The 18,668-nt window shown below is 65.8% G+C and carries 20 protein-coding genes and 1 pseudogene; 11 read left to right on the top strand and 10 right to left on the bottom strand.

All coding sequences use genetic code 11. The features are described 5' to 3' along the window. Positions 1–3: 3 nt before the first annotated feature. Positions 4–1,116 carry a cytochrome P450 gene (locus DQP56_RS01465; protein ID WP_234825441.1) on the bottom strand — a complete coding sequence of 371 codons (1,113 nt, stop codon included), beginning with the start codon at positions 1,114–1,116 and terminating at the stop codon, positions 4–6. A gap of 283 nt (positions 1,117–1,399) precedes the next feature. Here DQP56_RS01465 and DQP56_RS01460 point away from each other — a divergent pair, with 283 nt between their 5' ends. Next, positions 1,400–1,789 (top strand): PPOX class F420-dependent oxidoreductase, encoded by a 390-nt coding sequence (locus DQP56_RS01460; protein WP_112683221.1) that lies wholly within the window; start codon positions 1,400–1,402, stop codon positions 1,787–1,789. An 11-nt stretch (positions 1,790–1,800) separates the two neighbouring features. Here the strand turns inward: DQP56_RS01460 and DQP56_RS01455 are convergent, their stop codons facing one another. Further along, complete coding sequence (locus tag DQP56_RS01455) at positions 1,801–2,211, bottom strand: nitroreductase family deazaflavin-dependent oxidoreductase (RefSeq protein WP_353617085.1); 411 nt, start codon at positions 2,209–2,211, stop codon at positions 1,801–1,803. Between the two features lie 225 nt (positions 2,212–2,436). Between DQP56_RS01455 and DQP56_RS01450 the strand changes: the two genes are divergently transcribed. Further along, a complete protein-coding gene (locus tag DQP56_RS01450) occupies positions 2,437–3,975 on the top strand; it encodes a carboxylesterase/lipase family protein (RefSeq protein WP_112683324.1) in 1,539 nt (512 codons plus the stop codon). A gap of 93 nt (positions 3,976–4,068) precedes the next feature. Then, positions 4,069–5,079, top strand: coding sequence for a DUF2889 domain-containing protein (locus DQP56_RS01445; RefSeq protein ID WP_205868776.1), 1,011 nt, complete (start codon positions 4,069–4,071; stop codon positions 5,077–5,079). Between the two features lie 41 nt (positions 5,080–5,120). Here DQP56_RS01445 and DQP56_RS01440 read toward each other — a convergent pair whose 3' ends face one another. From DQP56_RS01440 to DQP56_RS01425, 4 genes are read right to left on the bottom strand one after another with little or no spacing between them, the layout of a single operon-like run. Next, entirely contained in the window at positions 5,121–5,999 is an 879-nt protein-coding gene (locus tag DQP56_RS01440; RefSeq protein WP_112683219.1) for an SDR family NAD(P)-dependent oxidoreductase, read from the bottom strand. Then, positions 5,996–6,877, bottom strand: a complete 882-nt coding sequence (locus tag DQP56_RS01435) for an LLM class F420-dependent oxidoreductase (protein WP_112683218.1) — start codon at positions 6,875–6,877, stop codon at positions 5,996–5,998. The genes DQP56_RS01440 and DQP56_RS01435 overlap by 4 nt, the downstream gene beginning before the upstream one ends. 24 nt (positions 6,878–6,901) lie before the next feature. Next, positions 6,902–7,654: an SDR family NAD(P)-dependent oxidoreductase gene (locus tag DQP56_RS01430; RefSeq protein ID WP_112683217.1), complete on the bottom strand. Its 753-nt coding sequence runs from the start codon at positions 7,652–7,654 to the stop codon at positions 6,902–6,904. Then, entirely contained in the window at positions 7,651–8,157 is a 507-nt protein-coding gene (locus DQP56_RS01425) for a nuclear transport factor 2 family protein (RefSeq protein ID WP_112683216.1), read from the bottom strand. The genes DQP56_RS01430 and DQP56_RS01425 overlap by 4 nt, the downstream gene beginning before the upstream one ends. A gap of 195 nt (positions 8,158–8,352) precedes the next feature. On the opposite strand from DQP56_RS01425, the gene DQP56_RS01420 reads away from it, so the two are divergent. The 3 genes from DQP56_RS01420 to DQP56_RS01410 are packed head-to-tail and all read left to right on the top strand — an operon-like array spanning position 8,353 to position 9,585. Further along, positions 8,353–8,802 carry a pyridoxamine 5'-phosphate oxidase family protein gene (locus DQP56_RS01420; RefSeq protein ID WP_234825440.1) on the top strand — a complete coding sequence of 150 codons (450 nt, stop codon included), beginning with the start codon at positions 8,353–8,355 and terminating at the stop codon, positions 8,800–8,802. Positions 8,803–8,824: 22 nt separating this feature from the next. Beyond that, positions 8,825–9,202, top strand: coding sequence for a hypothetical protein (locus DQP56_RS01415; RefSeq protein WP_112683214.1), 378 nt, complete (start codon positions 8,825–8,827; stop codon positions 9,200–9,202). Then, a complete protein-coding gene (locus DQP56_RS01410) occupies positions 9,199–9,585 on the top strand; it encodes an acyl-CoA thioesterase (RefSeq protein WP_112683213.1) in 387 nt (128 codons plus the stop codon). Before DQP56_RS01415 ends, DQP56_RS01410 begins: the two co-directional genes overlap by 4 nt. A gap of 80 nt (positions 9,586–9,665) precedes the next feature. Here the strand turns inward: DQP56_RS01410 and DQP56_RS01405 are convergent, their stop codons facing one another. Then, positions 9,666–10,580 (bottom strand): class I SAM-dependent methyltransferase, encoded by a 915-nt coding sequence (locus DQP56_RS01405; protein WP_162111633.1) that lies wholly within the window; start codon positions 10,578–10,580, stop codon positions 9,666–9,668. 189 nt (positions 10,581–10,769) lie between these two features. Further along, on the bottom strand, positions 10,770–11,543 hold the full coding sequence (locus DQP56_RS01400) for a spirocyclase AveC family protein (protein ID WP_133258873.1): 774 nt from the start codon (positions 11,541–11,543) through the stop codon (positions 10,770–10,772). A 121-nt stretch (positions 11,544–11,664) separates the two neighbouring features. Here DQP56_RS01400 and DQP56_RS01395 point away from each other — a divergent pair, with 121 nt between their 5' ends. The 4 genes from DQP56_RS01395 (at position 11,665) to DQP56_RS01380 (ending at position 15,427) form a co-directional block, all read left to right on the top strand. Further along, positions 11,665–12,144, top strand: coding sequence for a nuclear transport factor 2 family protein (locus DQP56_RS01395; protein ID WP_112683210.1), 480 nt, complete (start codon positions 11,665–11,667; stop codon positions 12,142–12,144). A 155-nt stretch (positions 12,145–12,299) separates the two neighbouring features. Next, positions 12,300–13,442 (top strand): acyl-CoA dehydrogenase family protein, encoded by a 1,143-nt coding sequence (locus DQP56_RS01390; RefSeq protein ID WP_112683209.1) that lies wholly within the window; start codon positions 12,300–12,302, stop codon positions 13,440–13,442. Between the two features lie 25 nt (positions 13,443–13,467). Beyond that, a complete protein-coding gene (locus tag DQP56_RS01385; protein ID WP_112683322.1) occupies positions 13,468–14,637 on the top strand; it encodes a thiolase family protein in 1,170 nt (389 codons plus the stop codon). A 34-nt stretch (positions 14,638–14,671) separates the two neighbouring features. Beyond that, on the top strand, positions 14,672–15,427 hold the full coding sequence (locus DQP56_RS01380) for an SDR family NAD(P)-dependent oxidoreductase (protein WP_112683321.1): 756 nt from the start codon (positions 14,672–14,674) through the stop codon (positions 15,425–15,427). Between the two features lie 117 nt (positions 15,428–15,544). On the opposite strand, the gene DQP56_RS01375 is transcribed toward DQP56_RS01380, so the two are convergent. After that, positions 15,545–16,228, bottom strand: a complete 684-nt coding sequence (locus DQP56_RS01375) for a TetR/AcrR family transcriptional regulator (protein WP_112683208.1) — start codon at positions 16,226–16,228, stop codon at positions 15,545–15,547. A gap of 120 nt (positions 16,229–16,348) precedes the next feature. Between DQP56_RS01375 and DQP56_RS01370 the strand changes: the two genes are divergently transcribed. Next, complete coding sequence (locus tag DQP56_RS01370) at positions 16,349–17,521, top strand: aromatic ring-hydroxylating oxygenase subunit alpha (protein ID WP_234825439.1); 1,173 nt, start codon at positions 16,349–16,351, stop codon at positions 17,519–17,521. A 254-nt stretch (positions 17,522–17,775) separates the two neighbouring features. On the opposite strand, the pseudogene DQP56_RS01365 reads toward DQP56_RS01370, so the two are convergent. Further along, positions 17,776–18,582, bottom strand: a pseudogene (locus DQP56_RS01365) (hypothetical protein); the annotation flags it as partial. Positions 18,583–18,668 lie beyond the last annotated feature (86 nt).

Genomic DNA, 18,668 nt, shown 5'->3' with positions numbered 1-18,668 from the left:
CGATCAGGTCCAGCTGAGCTGCAGAGTGTCGAGACCCCACACCTGCCCGCCATGCTCGGTGGGCTGCCCGACCACTTCGTACTCGGGGATGCGGCGGTGCCACTCCTGCAGAAGGACTGTCAGCTCCTGCCGTGCCAGATGCGAGCCGAGGCAACGATGCGGACCTGCGCCAAAGGACAGGTGCCGGACCACTTTGCGGTCGAAGTCGACCTTCCGCGCGTCGGGATACGCGTCGGGGTCGCGGCCGGCTGCGGCCAGGGGGAATAAGGCCATGTCACCGGTCTTGACAGGACAGCCGTGGAAATCCATGTCGCGAGTGGCTTTTCGCGCAGTCTGCACGATCGGGTAGGCGCGCAACAGCTCCTCGATGGCGTGTGCCGTAAGAGCCGGCTCGGCCACCAGCCGAGCCCGGTCCGCTGGATGAGTCGCCAGATGCAGCATCGCGTACGACACCTGGCTGGTGACCGTGTCCAATCCGGCCATGAACAACAAGAGTAGGCAGTTGAGGATTTCCAGGTCGGTTGCCGGAGCGCCGTCGATCGTCCACTCGACAGCGTTGCTCACGATGTCCTGCGCATCGGGGTCCGGATTTGCGCGCCGTTCCGCGATGAGACCCGAGAAGTACTCCTGCACCTTGAGCATCCCGGCGAAGCGTGTCGCGTTGGCGGCCTCGCCGACCTCGTCGGTGTGCAGGATCATGTCTTCCCAGCCGAGGAACTCATCCAGCTTGGTCAGCGGCATTCCCATGATGTTCAAGAAGACGGTCGCCGGGAACACCTGCGCGATATCGGTGACAAAGTCACAACCACCCTTCGGCACAAGGGCGTCGATCAACTCGCCCGCCAGCCGGCGCTGGTCATCCAGCATGGCGGTGACCCGGCCGGGCGAGAAATACGAACCGAGTACATGGCGCCACTTGGTGTGCTCCGGTGGATCCAGCATGATCGGGATCCACTTGTAGGGCGGGTCGGGTTCTGTCGGGACGACGACCGAGCTTGACCACTTTTCGGGTTGTTGCAGGCCGTCCAGGATGACCGCGTAGTCGGTGAACATCCAGTAATCGGTGCCCTCCTGGATGCGACACACCGGCCGCGAGCTGTCCTGCTGGGCGTCCATTTTCGTGAATTCCGAAAGCGCGGGACTCGGTTCTCTTCGCTGCGCCCCGCTGGGGGTGGTCGAAGTCGCTGGCTCGGTGCCGGTCATACACACACTCCTAAGCTTGTGATCCAGAACATAGCTTACTGAGTTACCGTTTAAAAGAGCGGCGGGTTGGTTGACGGTCCCTACTCTCGCCGGGCTGTTGAAGCGCCTAGTCGTGTCGCACTTAGGCGGCTTGCGCGTTGAGCAATGCCTCCGTTAGATCGACAACACAGGCGATGACAGACGAACAGGAAGTGACATGCCCACGATCCCGCAGTCCCACCGCGACCTGATCGAAACACCCGGTATCGGCGCACTGAGCACCATCGGCCCCGACGGCATGCCCCAGGTCACCGCGCTGTGGTACCTCGCCGACGGCGACACGGTAAAGACGTCGCTGATGACCAGCCGGCAGAAGTACAAGAACATCGTCGCGCACCCCAAGGCGACACTGTTCATCATCGACCCCGCCGATCCGTTCCGCACCCTGGAGGTGCGTGGCGATGCCACGGTCGACGACGACCCCGGCCTGGCGCTGTTCGAACGCATCGTCCGCCATTACGGTCAGGACCCCGACACCTTCCCGGCCCCCCGGGACAATCGCGTGGTCCTTACCCTCACGCCGACTCACGTTGTTGCCCAGGGCTGACCGGCCGTGCATCACAAAGGCTGCAGCTTGCCGGCCAGAGTGTGCTTGAACGGCCTGCCGAGGCGCCGCGCCGTTGGCGGGAGTTCCGGCGAATCGGTGGCCACCACCCGCAGATCGGTCACCGTGTATTTGCGGCCTCTGCGCTGCAGGGTGCACTGGCCGGCAGCCAGTACGTTGCGGATCCAATCGGTGTTGTCGCCGTACGGCAGGAGAATCCCGACGTTGTCGTCCTTGGCGAACGCTGACACCGGCGTCCGGTATACCGTGCCGCTCTTGCGGCCGGTGTGTTCCACCACCGCGAACGGTGGCAACCACGGCGCCCACGCCATTTGAATGGGATTGCTGACGCGCTTGTTGAAACGCGCTAATGCGCGGGGAGCCTGCATCGCGTTTCCTTTTTTGTTCGATGGCGGGGGATGCACGGTCCAGCATCACCGAATCCTCGGCGAACGTCCAACACCTTCCCGCGCGGATCAGCTCACTGCCGGGACCCAAGCCGCGAATCGGCGGTGGCTCTCTTGGCGTTTCTGCGGCCAACTGCGAGATTCCGTCTTTAATGGAGCGTCATGGCGATGCGCCGACTCGACGGGCGCTGGTTCTTCGACAACGTGGACTGCCGCAAGGTTGGGAACAACGTAGGAGACGAGATGACGCGAATACGCAATGAGAAGGTCACCACACATTCGGGAGTCGTCGTCGGATTCACCCGCGAAGGCGTGATCCGGTGGCGTTCCATCCCCTACGCCCAGCCGCCGATAGGCCCGCTGCGGCTGCGGGCGCCCCGGCCACCGGTGCCGTGGAGCGGAGCGCGCTACTGCGACGAATTCGGCTTCGCGGCTCCGCAACGGCGGATCTATACGGTCATGGGACTCGGCCGGTTCCAGCCGATCAGCGAGGACTGTCTCACGCTGAACGTGTTTACCCCCGCCACGATCAGCGACGAGCCACTGCCGGTCATATTCTTCATTCACGGCGGAGCCTATATGCTCGGTAGCTCGGCCCCCTACGACGGCGCGGCCCTGGCGCGACGTGGCTGTGTTTTCGTATCGGTGAACTATCGGCTTGGCGCGCTCGGCTGTATGGACCTGTCGTCGCTGTCCACCCCGGATGTGACCATCGACGGCAACCTGTACCTGCGGGATCTGGTGCTGGCGCTGCAATGGGTGCGTGACAATATCGCCGACTTCGGCGGCGACCCCACCAAGGTGACCATTATCGGGGAAAGCGCCGGTGCGCATGCGGTGTCGACCTTGCTGGCCGTTCCTGCCGCCGCGGGTCTGTTCGCCCGCGCCGTCGTGGAGAGCACGACCCTTGGCTTGGTCCGTACGGCCGACGAGGCGGCCGGTTTCGCCGAGAAGCTGGTCGCGCTGCTGGGTGCTCACCCGCAGGACGGCGCTGCGGCCCTGATGCAGGCCGACTCGACGCGGCTCATCGCCGCCGTCGACCAGCTACTCAAGTCAACGGCGCGCGAAACGATGGGAGCGGCTCCGTTCGGGCCGTCGATCGACGGCGATTATCTGCCGCAGGATCCGCTCCAGGCCATGGCAGACGGCCAGGCTCACCCGGTCCCGCTGATCGTCGGCAGCAACCTCGACGAGGGCCGGCTGTTCACCCGGATGCTTGCCTACATGCCGCTGACCGAGCCGTTGATCGAAGAAATGCTGGCAGAGGCCGATCCGGCCGTCCGTGCCCGGATTGATGCCGCCTACCCGGGCTACCCGCGCGCCGATGTGTGCATCCGGCTCGGCGGTGACCGCTTTTTCGGGCTGGCGGCGTGGCAGATCGCCGAGGCGCACGGCAAACACCGGCCCACCTACCTGTACCGCTACGACTACGCACCGCGGATCCTGCACTGGCTGAAAATGGGCCCCACCCACGGCACCGAATTGCTGGCAGTTTTCGACATCTACCGCACCAGGCTCGGCCGGCTGTTGACACTCGCCGGCGACCGGCGGGCGGCGCTGCGGGTCACCGACGACATGCTGGGCCGCTGGCGAGCCTTCGCCGCGACCGGGATACCGGGTGCCGGTTGGCCCGCCTACTCCGACGACGACGACCGGGCCGTCATGATCTTCGACCGAACCGCACGGGTGGAATCTGACCCGGCAGCATCGCAGCGGCAGGCCTGGAACGCCTTCGTCCCGATGGAGACGCGGCTGGAAGCCGGAGCCTCGGATGACACCTGATCCACGACCCCAGTGGCAGACTTGGGTCAACACAGCACCCGGTTCAATACCGTTGGCGACTCGCAACATACCTATCGGAGGTTCGCGATGGCAGTGACCGATTTGGGTTCGCCCAGCTTTGAACTGCATCCGCTGCATGGGATGCACGAACCCACCAGAGCCACTCCGCCGCGGCACCCGGGCTCGGTGCGGCGGACCAGTTCGATCGACATGACCCGCGACAAGGATTCCCTCGATCCGGTCTATCTGACGGGCCGGGCCCGCGACTTGGTGACGGGCCTCGACGGAACCACAACCGAGCTGGGTACCGCGGAGCTGAACGCAACCGTCGAATTGGTGCCCCGCGTCGTTCGGCACATTGACGTCGACCCGCCGATTGCCGGCATGTCACGGCTCGCCGGCGCGCCCGCCATGAGCGGATTCCGTGCCGCCGCGGACACAGTGGCTCCGGATTTGCGCGAAAACCGTGATCTGCGGTACACGCTGCTCGACGATGTTCCGGTGACCGCCCTGATTTCCGGGCATGCGTTGTCGGCGTCGGGACTGCTCGGTGACACCACGAAGTCGGGCTATCTGCCGGTGGCCGACCAATGCGCGGGGTTCGTGACCGGGGGCCTACTGATGAATTCGTTCGAGGGTGGTGATCCGGCGACCGTGACCGGGCCGATCGCCCCGGACATCGACCACGGCGATCCGCTGGCATGGCATCCGGTGGCGGAGCTGCCGGTGCACGGCATGCGCCGGCGTCGGCGCCTCGATGTCCACGCCGCCGCGCAGCACGCACACGTCGAAATCGACGCGATGTTCCGTGACACCTATGTGCGCGCCGACGGCCGGGAAACGATCATCCACGAGTACACCCTGGCAGCCACCGTCGATATGGACAGCGGTGTCATCGTGGCGGCGCGCGCCACACCGCGGGTGCTGCCCTGGCAAGAGTGTCCCGGCGCGGTCAACAGCGCCGCGCGGATCACCGGAATGACGTTGCTACAACTGCACTTCCGGGTGCGTCACGAGCTGGTCGGCACCAGCACCTGCACCCACCTCAACGACTTGCTGCGCAGCATCGCCGACGCCGAGGCGCTGGTCGCGCACCTGCCTTGAGTCTCGGCGCAGCGCGGTATTCCGTGCCGGTGCTGCGCAGGTCAGCCCGGTGAGTCATCGTCGCGCTGGTTCAGCCAGCGGGTCAGGGGCCGGTCGGCGGCGCCAACCGGAGGAATGGTCACCGCGCCGGCCGTCCACGCTGCCGGGTCGGTGTCGACCGCTACCGCGTCCCCGACACCGACCGCCACCCGGCTGACCGCTCCGACGCCGGCCTCGAAGGCCTGCCCGGTGATGGTGGTGGTCTCATGCGCCAGCCAGAGCACCACGGGAGAGACCTCCGACGGTGGCGCATACCGCTCGATCGCGTCCTGCATCTCGGGCGCCCCCGCGGTCCGGGCGCGCGCCAGCCGCGATGCCGCAAAGGGTGCCACCGCGTTGGCGGTGATCCCGTGCCGGGCGCCCTCAAGGGCCAGCGACTGTGTCAGTCCGTGTAGCGCGCCCTTCGCCGTGGTGTAGGGCAGCGCGCGGGCCAGGCCGAAGTATCCGGCGGCCGACGTGGTGGTCACGATCCGGCCATAGCGCTGCTCGACGAAGTGCGGCCAGGCCGCCGAGCACACCGTCCAGGTGCCCAGCACGTGCACCCGGAAGAAATCCGTCAGCAGCTGCGGGGTGACCTCGCGCAGCGGGGTAATCCGGTCGATGCCCGCATTGGCGACCACGACGTCGATCCGCCCGAATTCGGACATCGCCTGGGCTACCGCTGATTCAGCAACATCGGCCGCGGCTATGTCGCCGCGGTGCGCGATCGCCGAGCCGCCGCCGGCGACGATCTCGCCGGCGACCACGTCGGCGCTGTCGTCGAGGTCGTTGACGATGACATCGGCGCCGCGTTCAGCGAACGCCAGCGCGTGTGCCCGCCCGACCCCGCGTCCCGCGCCGGTGATCAGCACGCTACGGCCGGTGAACGCCAGCGCGCTCACAGTGCCGCCGTCGGGCCCACGAGCTCGTCGCCGAGCCGGGCGACCTCGTCGCGCATCTCGCTGATGGTGCGGGCGCGGATCGCCACGGTCAGCCGATGCACCCCGAACTCGGCGTACACCTTCGCCTCGTCGACGGTGCGCGCCCCGCCCGCGGTGAACTCCATCGCGTCGGGATCCCGCCCGGCCGCCGCCGTCTCGGCGCGCACCCGCCCCAGCAGTCGAGGCAGCTCGACAAGCGGGTCCTGGCCGGGGAACACGAACGGGAAATAGCCGTCCCCGCGGGTGGCGGCACGCCGGATCGCCGCATCCGAGGCACCCCCGATCAGCAGCGGTATCGACCGGCGCACCGGCCACGGCCGGGACTCCACCTGATCGAAGCGGACGTAGGCGCCGTCAAAGGAGGCCGTGTCCGTACCCCACAGCAACCGCAGCACATCGATGTACTCGTCCATCCGGCGGCCGCGGTCACCGAAGTTCATCCCGACCGCCTGGTACTCCTCGGGCAACTCGCCGACTCCCACCCCGAGCAGCAGCCGGCCGCCGCAGAGATGGTCCAGCGTCGCGGCCGATTTCGCAAGCACCACGGGTTGATGCTCCGGCAGGATCAGCACTCCGGTGCCGAACCGGATGCGGGTGGTGTGCCCCGCGACATAGGCGAACCAGATCAGCGGGTCGGGGATGCCGCCGCGGCGACCCAGCCTGGCCATGCTGCCGTCGGTCGAGCCGCGGTAGGGTGTTGCGTCCGGGCTCTTCGGCATGATCACGTGCTCGGGCGCCCACAGCGATTCGAAGCCGGCCCGCTCGGCGGCCTGCGCCAGGGCCACCGCACTGTCCGGATCCGGAAAGCCGGTGCTGGCGAAGACAATTCCCCACTTCACTCAATACGCTCCTCGCTCAGGCAGTCATCTCAGATAGTCGAACCCGCCGTCGACCATCAGCGTGGTTCCGGTGATGTAGCGCGAGTCCGGACCGGCCAGGAAAACCACGGCGCGGCCGATATCGTGCTCGGCGTCGCCGAGGCGGCCGAGCGGAACCTGGCTCACGAGTTCCTCGCCCGCTCCGGGTAGGTCGGTCATCCAGCTGTCCATCCCGGGCGACGCCGCCAGGGGGCAGATGACGTTGACCCGGATCCCGTAGCGGCCCCACTCCGCGGCGGCGACCCGGCTCATCGTGCGCAGTGCCTCCTTGACCGCCGCGTAGGCGCCCATCGCCGGCCGCGCGGTCAACCCGCTGCCCGAACCCACGTTGATCACGGCGCCCCGGGTGGCCCGCAGGTCGTCGAAACAGGCCTGCATCATCCGCAGTGATCCGACCGCGCCGGACTGCCACACCGCGTCCAGGTCGTCCTCGGTGAGCTTGCGCAGCGACGAATAGTGTGTCTGCTGAGCGGCATTGACCAGGCAGCTGATCGGGCCCAGCTGCGCGCGGGCCGCTGCAACGCAGCTGTCGACCTCGCCGCGGCGGGTGACGTCGGCGGCCACCGCGATAGCCTGCCCGCCGCGCTCGACGATTTCGGCAGCCACCGCTTGGCATTTCGCCGCGGTGCGGCCGACCACGGCGACCCGTGCGCCTTCGGCGGCCAGTGCGAGCGCGATGCCGCGACCGACGCCTTGTCCGGCGCCGGTGACCAACGCGGTGGTGTCGTCCAGGGTCACGCCGGCCGCCGATAGGCCAGATCGGTGCGGTCACGGCGTGGCAGGTACTCACCGAACGCGCCGATCCGTTCGCGGTCGGCCTCCCAGGCGCGGGTCCACTCGATCACGGTGACCCGCGCGGCGATGCGCCACCGGCCGCCACGGCGCGCGAACGTGTCGACATAGCGGAATCCGGCGACGTAGTTCCAGCGCACGTCGCCGGGCGGTTCACCGGAGTGCCAGGCCACCGCGTACGTTTCGGCGTGCGCGGCATCACCGTCGAGGTCGATCAAGATGTTGCCGAGTTGGTGCATGGTCATCGTGTGCCGCCGCAGCAGTGGCCCCACCCACGCCACGAACTCGTCGCGGGTTCCGGTGAACGGGCCGTGCCGGTCGCTGGCCTCTGGCCAGTAGCAATCGCGCAGCAGTTCCATGTCGAGCCGGTCGATGGCGCGGCAGTAGGTGAGCAGGACACGGCGGATGGCGCGCTCGTCGAGCAACGCTGTGAGCTCATCGTTGACCACACCTTAACCAAGCCACTGTTGACAGCGAAATGTCAAGGGCGTCGCCGCGGCGGATTCCCATGATCGTTCGGCTGCCGTGATTGTCCGTCAGCCACACTTGGTGTATGACAGTTGACTGTCATGAGTCATAAGGAACCGTCGAACGGCGCCAGAACAGCGAGATGCGCGGAACTGCCCGCTCCGGACGCACCGGCGGTGGTCGAGTTCACGCGTAAGCACCGGCGCGCCGTCCTGTTCTGCCGCGACGATTCGGGGCAGCCGATCGGTTATGCGATGCACAGCATCAGGGCTGAGCCCGGAAACCTCTACTTCTCGACCTATGCCAAGAGCGCGAAAGTAGGGCATCTGCGTGCTGATCCCGCGGTGGCGTGCATCCTGCTCAGCGATCAGGATGCAAACGACACGGTCTGGGTGTCGGTCCGCGGAGTTGCGGAGGTCTACCAGCCGTCGAAGGAAGAGGTCGATGAGATGACCGGTGCCGGTTCGTCGGACCACCGTGTTCCCGACTCGGTGGTGGCCAAGGTGCGCGACCGGCTGATCGACGGGAAGCGGTCCATGATCCGTGTGACGCTCGATGAAGTGTGCGCGGCCCGACTTACGGGCGATACGGACAACGAGTCAGGGGGGCGCCATCGTGGCACGTGAGCGAAGAGGCGGGCCCGCGTCGATGTCGGCGGACGAACTGGCGACGTTTCTTGGCGAGCAACCGACGGGGGCGATCTGCGTGACCGACACCGATGACAGGCTGCTGGCACTGCCCGCGCGTGTCGTGCGGCAGGAAGACGACCGCGTGCAGGTCGAGGTTGACGCCCTAGCCGGGCCGTTCAAAGGGGGAACACCCGCATGTGTTGTCGCCGAACGATTCCCGTTGTACCAGGCTATCCGTGGCGTCATCATGCAGGGTTCGATCTCGCCTGCGGGACAGGCCGCCGCACCCGCGCATGTGATAGGAGTTGAGGTTGCCCGCACCATTACGTTTTCCTTCGCCAATACGGTGTCCGACGAGGAGTACATGGGCGGGCCTACGAGGATGATGCCCCGATGACCGCTGTGCTCCGTATCGAACCGCGCTGGACCGACCTCGACCCCATCGGTCATGTCACCAACAGTGTCTTTTTGGTCTACGCGGAAGAGGCGCGCAGCCGTCTTTTCCGAGATGTCCTCCGCGAGGCGTGGGAATCGGTTGTGGTCGTCCATAATTCGATCGACTACCACCGGCCGGTGGAACTCTCCGACCAAGCGGTGGAGATCACCGCGGTTGTCGACGCGATCGGCACGTCGTCACTCACGACGATGAATGTCATCACAACGGTCGCGGGACACAGATGCGCGACAGTCCGCACGGTGCAGGTGGTTCTCCGCGACGACCGGTCCGGCACCCGACCGTGGGACGCCGCCGAGCGCGCCGCACTGGAGTCCATCCGATAGCACTTGTGACGCAGGCTGCATGGCCGTAGCGCCGCCGGGCGCGACATGCCGTTTGCTCAAGGTGGATTCGTAGAAATCGGCTAACGGACGGCGCTCAAGTACGATGCCTTCGAGGCGACCCGGTCGAGCTCTGCGGAGATACCGGAGAGGGGCTTTCCGTACTGCTGACTCAGCTCGCTCGCGGTCGCAGTGCTCACCCGCCAGCGCCGATCCGTCAGCCATTCCGGGGGATCGAGACGGTCGTCCTCGTAGACCAGGCCGGCGATGTCGATGTCGGCGAATGGGTTCAGTTCTTGGCCCAATGGCAGGATGCCGACGGGGGAGTCGTCGCCGGTGCTCTCGAACACATGGGTGCCGAGTCTGCTGCCGGGTGCGGAATGGCTGTCGATCAGCTCGAACAAGGTGTCGTGAGCCTCGCCCGGCAGATACATCAGCAAGCCTTCGACCAGCCAGGCGGTGGGAGCGCCCGGGTTGAACCCGGCGCTCGTAAGTGCGCCGATCCAGTCGTCCCGCATGTCGATCGCCACTTCGTACCGCTCAGCGCGGGGCTGTGCCCCCCGCCGGTTCAGTACCTGCGACTTGAAGGCCAACACCTCGGGCTGGTCTACCTCGTAGACCGTGGTGCCCGTAGGCCACTGCAGTCGGTACGCTCGTGCGTCCAGGCCCGCCGCGAGAATCACCGCCTGACGCACCCCGTCGGCGCAGGCAGCGCTGAAGAAGGAGTCGAAAAACCGCATCTGGACGCCGAAGAACTCCGGCCAGTTCGAGGTCGAGCCGTCTGGATGGCCCGCGGATTCCCCGAGCAGCCCGACCAAGTACGGTTCACCCGAGGCACGCACGAATGCCTCGGCGTAGTCGTCACGGGCCAGCGGCTGCGGAAGCGCGGTTGCCAGCGCGCGCATGGCCGCGACCCCCAGCGCCGTATATCCCACGCTGGTGACGATGTCCCACTGGTCCCCGTCGCTGCGGGTCCACTCTCTTCTAGCCGATGTCATCCGTCGTCCAATCCGTCGGCGATCTCAAGTGACTTCGAAGAAACGGGTGTCGATCATCCCGGTATGTCCTCGCGTGGTCGGCATAGGAGGCAACACGCCTCAAGGCATGGGACAAAGCATACGTTCTGGCCGCGTGGCCGGTTGCCTTGAACCGGTCGTCCATCCGCGCCGCGCAAACAGCGCAACCGGTCATGGCACCAGCTGGCTGGGTTCGAGTAACAGCAGCCGAATCGCCACCAACGGCACGATGCAGAAGACGATGTGTGCGGCGTTGATGAGGACAATCCAGCCGCCGATGCGGCTCGTTTCTCGGCGCCAGCCTGCAGCGACGCGGTCCAGCCGAAACCACCGTTCGAAACCCGCGTGCCCATCCACGGTCTGCCAGCTGAGCAGCCACACGAACCCCGCCCCACACGCCGCGATGAACAAAATCGGGAAAACCAGCGGCATGTTCCCCGATTCCATCACGATCGCGGGCCCCCAATAGTCGACGTAGCTGTAGAAGCCGCCGCGGACGGCCATGCCTTCGAACAGCAGATCCCAGACATAGAAGAGGGGAACTCCGGTGACGATGATCGAGACCGTGCGGTTGACGGCGGGAGCGTGTCGCCGCAAGGCTGCCGCGGCGCCCAAGGCGGCTGGAATCGATACCAACCAAAATATCCCATAGGCGAAAATCGTCCACCACACCTTTCGTGGGGCTGTGAAAAGTGTTGAACCCCAGGGTATTAACGTCTGATTTGGGTTGTATAGCAGGTACATTCCCCAGTTGATATAGGCGTCCTGCCAGAACAGCGTCGAGAAGCTGAGCAGAATCAACAACCCGAATGTGGCTCGTCGCAGCCGAATTGAGCGCCAGGCCAGCCACAGCAACACGGCCAGCCAGACGGCCGGCAGCACGACCTCGATGAACGAGTACAACGGGGGAGCACCTGACCATGGCTCGACATGGGTGTGCGTCATGGCCACCGCCTTCCTTCGGGCGCTTTCCGATCCAAAACTGAACATAATAGACAGTTATTGACTTTTATGTTATTACGGCAGATTGTGAGAAGAGTCGATCCAGTCAGAGAAGGGAGCCGAGATGGCCACCAACAAGGAACTGGCGCTCGCCTGGTTTCAGGCACTCGTCAGCGGTGACGCCGATGCCGTGGCATCGGGGGTCGCAGACGAGTTCCGTTATTTTCTGACCGGAACCATGCCGGCGTCGGGGTGGTGGGACAAGCAGGGGTTCTTCGACAGCGCGAAGATGTTCGCAGGAGTTTTGGCAGGACCCATCACCATGCGCGTGGGTGACGTGACGGCTGAAGGTGACCGAGTGTGGATCGAGGCCGAAAGCGAAGCGCCGCTGAGCTCGGGCGGCACCTATCTCAATACCTACGTCATTGCGCTGAAGCTCCGCGACGGCAAGATCGCCGAGATGAAGGAGTTCTCCGACACCCTGCACGTGTTCGAGGCTATCGATGCGCCCGAAACGCGCGGGCCCCGCAAACCCCGGGAAAGTCCGCTGACCACGGTGACCGCGTCGATACAGGGGCCGACAGCGGGCCCGGGCATGAGCTGAGACCGCTCCCGCGGCGCGTTGTGCCGACCTGCGCACACCCGAGAACGGGCCGAAGTCGTTTTAGACAATAGTTGTTGATAGTGTCTAATACCGGTGAAGCTCCGGCCAGGAAGTGACGTCTGCCCGGTCCGGTCGCCCTACCCAGGAAGGCTGCCGTGAAGCGCTGTTTGTTCGATGCCGATCACGAGGCGTTCCGCGCCACGGTACGCGCCTTCTACACCGAACAGGTGGTACCGGAATATCCGGAATGGGAGCGCGCCGGAGCCCCGCCGCGGCACTTCTGGACCGCGGCAGGGGAACTCGGCCTACTCGGTGTCCAGGTACCCGAACAGTTCGGCGGCGGGGGCCAGAGCAGCTTCCTGTTCAACGTCATCCTGACCGAGGAGTCCCAGCACGCCGGCATCGCGCTGGGCGGGCTGCGGGTGCACACCGACATCGCCATGCCCTACTTCCTGAGGCTGGCCAACGCCGAACAGCAGAGCCGTTGGTTGCCCCGGTTGGTCAGCGGCGACGCCGTCGCCGCACTGGCGATGTCGGAGGCCGGTGCGGGTTCCGACATCAAGGCGCTGGCGACCAGGGCGGTACGCGACGGCGACCACTACGTCGTCAGTGGGTCCAAGACGTTCATCTCCAACGGCGCCAACGCCGACCTCATCATCACCGCGGTCAAGACCGACCCGGCCGCAGGCCGGGACGGATTGAGCCTGTTGGTGATCGACGGGGACAGCCCCGGGCTGTCGCGGGGGCGCAAGCTCGAGAAGCTGGGCTTGAAAGCCCAGGACCTCTCCGAGCTGACCTTCGACGACGTCGCCGTACCGGTGGCAAACCTGCTCGGCCAGGAAGGCAACGGATTTGGGTACCTGACCGAGAACCTCGCCCAGGAAAGGCTGTCCATCGCGGTCAACAGTCAGGCCGCCGCGGTCAAGGCATTACGCGACACCGTCGAATACACCACCTCGCGTAAAGCGTTCGGCACCACCGTCGCGTCGTTTCAGAACACCAAGTTCGAGTTGGCGGCCTGCGCCACCGACATCGAGGCCGGCCAGGCGTTGCTCGACCGGGCACTGCTCGCCCATGAGAGTGGCGAGCTGTCGGCCGCCGACGCGGCGATGGTGAAGTTGTTCTGTACCGAGCTGCAGGGCACGGTGATCGACCGGTGCCTGCAGTTGCACGGCGGCTACGGCTACATGCTCGAGTACCCGATCGCCCGCGCCTACGCCGATGCCCGGGTGTCGCGGATCTACGCCGGTTCCAGCGAGGTCATGAAGGTCATCATCGCCCGCTCACTGGGGCTGTGAAGACGACGGTGAAAAGGAAGTCATGATGGAATCTGCCGTCATCGTTGATGCTGTCCGCTCGCCGGTGGGTCGCGGAAAGGCGGGCGGCGGCCTGTCGGAAGTCAACCCCGTCGAGCTGCTGGCGCAGGTTCTGCGGGCACTGTTCGACCGCAACGACGTCGACCCCGCCGAGGTCGACGACGTCGTCACCGGATGCGTGTCGCAAGCCAAGGAGCAGGCGGGTACGCCCGGCCGGTTCGCCTGGCTGACCGCGGGTCTGCCGGAGCACGTGCCGGGGGTAACGATCGACCGCCGCTGCGGTTCCGGGCAGCAAGCCGTCGACTATGCGGCGTTCGCCATCATGGCCGGAGCCCAGCAGATCGTGGTGGCCAGTGGTGTCGAGTCGATGAGCCGCGTTCCCATGGGGGTGGCCCGGATGGGCGTCGATCCGTTCGCACCCGCGGCCGCACGCTACGCGCCCGGACTGGTCCCGCAAGGGATCTCAGCTGAACTCGTGGCGGCCAGGTGGAAGCTGGACCGCGAATCGCTGGATCGCTACGCCGCCGAATCGCATCGGCGCGCTGCCGCAGCGGCATCGGCGGGTCAGTTCGGTGACGAGATCGTCCCGATCGACGCCGGCGGCGAGATCATCAGCACCGACGAGACCATCCGCGTCGACACCACGCCCGAGAAATTGGCCGGACTCAAACCGTCGTTCTACGATGCCGGCTACGCACAACGGTTCCCCGAAATCACCTGGAGCATCACCGCCGGGAACTCGTCGCAGTTAGCCGATGGAGCCGCCGCCCTGCTGATCATGAGCGAAAAGCGGGCCGCGCAGCTCAACCTGCAGCCGCTGGCCCGGCTGATCGCATTCGCCACCGCCGCCCAGGATCCGGTCACCATGCTGACCGCGCCGATTCCGGCCACCGGCAAGGTACTGGGGCGCGCCGGGCTGACCCTCGACGACGTGGCCCACTACGAGGTGAACGAGGCATTCGCCTCGGTTCCGTTGGCGTGGCAGCAGGAACTGGGTGCTGATCCCGCCCGGTTGAATCCCCGGGGGGGCGCCATCGCGCTTGGCCACCCGTTGGGCGCATCCGGCGCCCGGCTGATGACCACCCTGGTGCACGGGCTGCGTCCGGGCGAATACGGCCTGCAAACGATGTGCGAGAACGGCGGCATGGCCAATGCCACCGTTTTACAACGTCTTTGACGGCCGTTAGGGCACGACACACTTAAGGAGCATGATGCTGATTTCGGATTCTGTTGCGGTGGTGACGGGTGGCGCCTCGGGACTCGGGCAGGCCACGGCTCGCCGGCTGGCCGATGCGGGCGCCGGGGTGGTCATCGTGGATCTGCCCGGTTCGGCGGGGCAGCAGGTCGCCGACGCGATGGGCGAGCGAGTGCGCTTCTGCGGCGCGGATGTCACCGATACCGAGGAGGTGAGCCGAGCCCTCGACGCCGCCGAGCAACTGGGCCAGCTGCGCATCCTGGTGCACTGCGCCGGAAAGGGCGGTCCGATCCGGGTCGTTGACCGTGATGGAAATCCCGGGTCGCTGGAGGTCTACGAGAAGGTGGTCCGGATCAACTTGATCGGCACCTTCAACATGCTGCGCCTGTGTGCGGCACGGATGGCGCGCAACGAGGAACGCGGCGGTGAGCGAGGTGTCTGCGTCCTGACCGCGTCGGTCGCGGCGTGGGAGGGCCAGATCGGCCAAATCCCCTACGCGAGTGCGAAGGGCGGCATCGTCAGCATGACGTTGGTGGCGGCCCGGGATCTGGCGACGAAGAAGATCCGGGTGGCATCGATCGCGCCCGGCCTGTTCGACACGCCGATCCTGCCGGAGCCGGCACGCGAGAGCCTCGCGGCCACTATTCCGCATCCGGCGCGGCTGGGTCTGCCCGATGAATTCGCCATGCTCGCTGAGCAGATCATCGCCAATCCGATGCTCAACGGGGAGACGATCCGATTGGACGGAGCGCTGCGAATGGCGCCTCGCTAGGCTGCACGGTCCTAAGCTGCGTACCCATTCTCATTTCAAATGTCCACGAAATGCGCCACGTGCGGAGCAACAAGCACACCGGGGTGCGCCCAATACCCGGCACCATTCATCCGCGGCTCAGGTAGCGACTCTGGATTTTTGGCCGGTCTTCGGCTGGGTCGCGCGCTTCAACGGCTTCGCCCTCTTCCTGGCGGGTGGTGCGGACTCTGGGCTGGAGATTGCCGGCGCGACCCATCTGCGCAGGAAGGCACGCAACTCCTTGCCCTGGTGCGGTGGACGTCCCGGGTCGATCACCAACGACTGGAAGATGCGCAGCATGAATTCGACCAACTGGTCCAGGTCGCCGTCTGCGATACCAGCGCTGTTCCAGTCGACGTCGAACCTCTCGAGCAGTGATCGCCCGAACGACATGGCCATGTCGGAGGTGACGCCGGCGGAGAATGCGCTGGCCTTTCCCGGGGTCAACAGCAGGCCCAGATACCGCTCGTGGGGGAGTCGTTCCAGCGTGTGCGCGATGCCCTCGACCACCGCCTCGGCCGGGTCGTGGATCTTCCGCACGTGTCTGGTCAGACTGTCCAGGAAAGGGCCGACCTCCGAGACGGACGTGGCGAACAGCAGTGCGTTGGTGCTGGGAAAGTACCGATAGACGGTCTGGCGGGTGACACCGACGTCCTTGGCTACGTCGGAGATGCCGAAGTCCTTGCCGAATCGGTCGATCCTGCGCTTCGCCGCGTCCAGGATCCGGGCGATCGCCTCGTCATCGTCGGCCGGCGTCGCACCGGACCATCCATGTGTTCGCATCAGTCATCACGATCCCATACGTCCATACCAGCGACGGTACTGTGATCAGCCCTGCCCTCACAGACCATGCAGTTTCGTCAAGGTGTATGGTCAAGCTGTGACGGCGACGGAGGAGGCTCTGTGACCATCGACGGGCACGTCCGCACGGGAGTGTTGGACACCGAATTGACCCGTCGGGCACTGCGGGTGGTGCTCGACAAGACCACAGAGATGGCCGAGGACGTGCTGCGGGTGCCGCTGCACTACTACCGCGACCCCAAGATCACCGAGATCGAGGAAGCACAGATCCTTCGGCGCACCCCGCTGGCCATTGTCCCCAGCGCCCAGGTGGCCGCGCCCAACGACTACGTCGTGCGCTCGGTACTCGGCGACTCGCTGCTGGTCACGCGCGACAAGGATGGCCACAGTCACGTCTTCTTGAACTACTGCCGGCACCGCGGTGCGATGCCGGCCTGTGGCTCGGGCAGCGCCGCGCGGTTCACCTGCCCCTATCACGCCTGGACATACAAGAACGACGGGACGTTGTTCAGCGTTCCCGGTAGCGGCGGCTTCGCGGGCATGGATAAGAACAACTACGGCTTGGTCGAGTTGCCCAACCAGGAACGCCACGGCTTCATCTGGGCCGTCCTGAGCGCCGACGCGGACATCGACGTTGACGAACATCTCGGCGATCTTGGGCCCGATCTGGAAGTGCTCGACTACGCGTCGTTTGGCTATCACGACTATCGCGAGTTCGAGTCCGAGGTGTCCTGGAAGGGTGCGCTGGAGGCGTTCGCCGAGAGCTACCACTTCCCGTTCGTGCACGGTGAGAGCCTCATTGGACAGAACGCCCTGGCGAACACATCCATCCACGACTCCTACGGCAAACACCACCGGATGGGCTTTCCGTTCAACTGGATCACAAATTTGGACGATGACGCGACCGGTTCCTGGGATGTCCGCGACAACATGGGCGTCATCTACTGGATCTACCCGAACCTGATCTTGGCCAACAGCTCGGTGGGTGTGGAGGTCATCGACATCCTGCCCGCCGGGTCACCCACCCGGTGTACGGTCCGCCACAGCTGGCTGGCCCGGGTGCCGGCCGCCGACGATGAAACGCGGGCCGGGTACGACATGATCTTCGCTGCGGTCCACGCGGCGGTGCGTGATGAGGACTTCACGATGCTGCCGCAATGCGGCGAAGGCGTCCGACACGGCCAGCACGACCACATGATCATCGGCCGCAACGAAATCGGCGTCCAGCACATAATCCGCGTGTTCGCCCAGGAGCTCGGCGTGGCCTTGGGCTGACCGGATGTGGTCAGCGATGATCGACCAGCGTCGGGCGGTGTAGGCGCAGCCCGACGTCGGTTGTCACCGAGACGACATCCGCATCGCGGCGGCGGCCACGTTACCGAGGAGTCGCATGGCGGCGCGCGACATCGCTAATCCACGCTCCAGCCCGTACCCTCGCGGCAGGGTCCGGGCAATGGCTCGAAGCTCGGGATGAACGTCCTTTACCCGCAAGACTCGTATCCCCACACCGTCGTCGACGCTGGAGCTGTTCAGCCGCCGGTCTTGCTGGTGCTCGACAGCGCCGCTCGAGACGGCGCATGGATGGTGACCGCTGGCGATCGCCGGCCCGCGCGAACGACGCTGCCGGTGCGAACCCTGCCCAGGATGTCGGTCGGCTTGCCGTTCAACACGACGGGTTGGCCGCTGATGAACACCGCGGTGACGGTGTCGTCGTTGCGGTTGACCATGCGGAACAAGCCGCCGTACTGCGCGACCCGATCTTCGGCGTAGTCGTCCAGCGAGGCGTCGAGGTGCTCGGGAACGATGATCGACAAGTCCGCCCGGTCGCCGATGCGGAGGTGGCCGGCGTCGACTCCGTACCAGTCGGCGATTTCGCCGCTGAGCCGGTGCACGGCCCGTTCCACGCTCATGAACGGCTTGCCGGCCTGTTCGGCGTCGCGCACGTGCTTGAGCAGGCGCAGCCCCATGTTGTAGAAGGCCATGTTGCGCAGGTGGGCGCCGGCGTCGGAAAATTCCAACTGGATGTAGGACGCTTGGGCGAGCTTCTTGAGCACGTCCGGGCGGTGGTTGGAGATGGTGGTGTACCAGCGGAGCGCGGTGCCGTGTTCGAGGACGAGATCGAGGAACGCGTCGACCGGGTGGATGCCACCGCGTTCGATGCCGATCTGGCCGAACGACTTCCCGATCACCGACGGATCCAGGCAGTCGGTGATCTCCGCGTCGAAGAAGTCCCGGTGCCACACCCGGATGCCGAACTTCTGGTCGTAGGCCTTGCGGAAGCGCCGCCGGTAGGCCGCGTCGTCCATCAACTTGTCGCGTTCGAGGCAGTCGGCCAACCATACGCCTGACATCGAATGGATGGTGAAGACTTACGCGTTCTCATTCGCCGCCGACCAGGGTTACACCATACACGGAGATAAAG

Origin of the sequence: Mycolicibacter senuensis (genome assembly GCF_003284925.1) — a bacterium.
Classification (GTDB): Bacteria; Actinomycetota; Actinomycetes; order Mycobacteriales; family Mycobacteriaceae; genus Mycobacterium; species Mycobacterium algericum_A.
This window is presented reverse-complemented; position numbering and strand designations above follow the sequence as displayed.

Bases quoted from the DNA above. Each gene is read 5' to 3' on its own strand.
- DQP56_RS01465 (WP_234825441.1), bottom strand. From the start codon at position 1,116: ATGGACGCCCAGCAGGACAGCTCGCGGCCGGTGTGTCGCATCCAGGAG.
- DQP56_RS01460 (WP_112683221.1), top strand. From the start codon at position 1,400: ATGCCCACGATCCCGCAGTCCCACCGCGACCTGATCGAAACACCCGGT.
- DQP56_RS01450 (WP_112683324.1), top strand. From the start codon at position 2,437: ATGACGCGAATACGCAATGAGAAGGTCACCACACATTCGGGAGTCGTC.
- DQP56_RS01415 (WP_112683214.1), top strand. From the start codon at position 8,825: ATGTCGGCGGACGAACTGGCGACGTTTCTTGGCGAGCAACCGACGGGG.
- DQP56_RS01410 (WP_112683213.1), top strand. From the start codon at position 9,199: ATGACCGCTGTGCTCCGTATCGAACCGCGCTGGACCGACCTCGACCCC.
- DQP56_RS01405 (WP_162111633.1), bottom strand. From the start codon at position 10,580: ATGACATCGGCTAGAAGAGAGTGGACCCGCAGCGACGGGGACCAGTGG.
- DQP56_RS01400 (WP_133258873.1), bottom strand. From the start codon at position 11,543: ATGACGCACACCCATGTCGAGCCATGGTCAGGTGCTCCCCCGTTGTAC.
- DQP56_RS01395 (WP_112683210.1), top strand. From the start codon at position 11,665: ATGGCCACCAACAAGGAACTGGCGCTCGCCTGGTTTCAGGCACTCGTC.
- DQP56_RS01385 (WP_112683322.1), top strand. From the start codon at position 13,468: ATGGAATCTGCCGTCATCGTTGATGCTGTCCGCTCGCCGGTGGGTCGC.
- DQP56_RS01380 (WP_112683321.1), top strand. From the start codon at position 14,672: ATGCTGATTTCGGATTCTGTTGCGGTGGTGACGGGTGGCGCCTCGGGA.
- DQP56_RS01375 (WP_112683208.1), bottom strand. From the start codon at position 16,228: ATGCGAACACATGGATGGTCCGGTGCGACGCCGGCCGACGATGACGAG.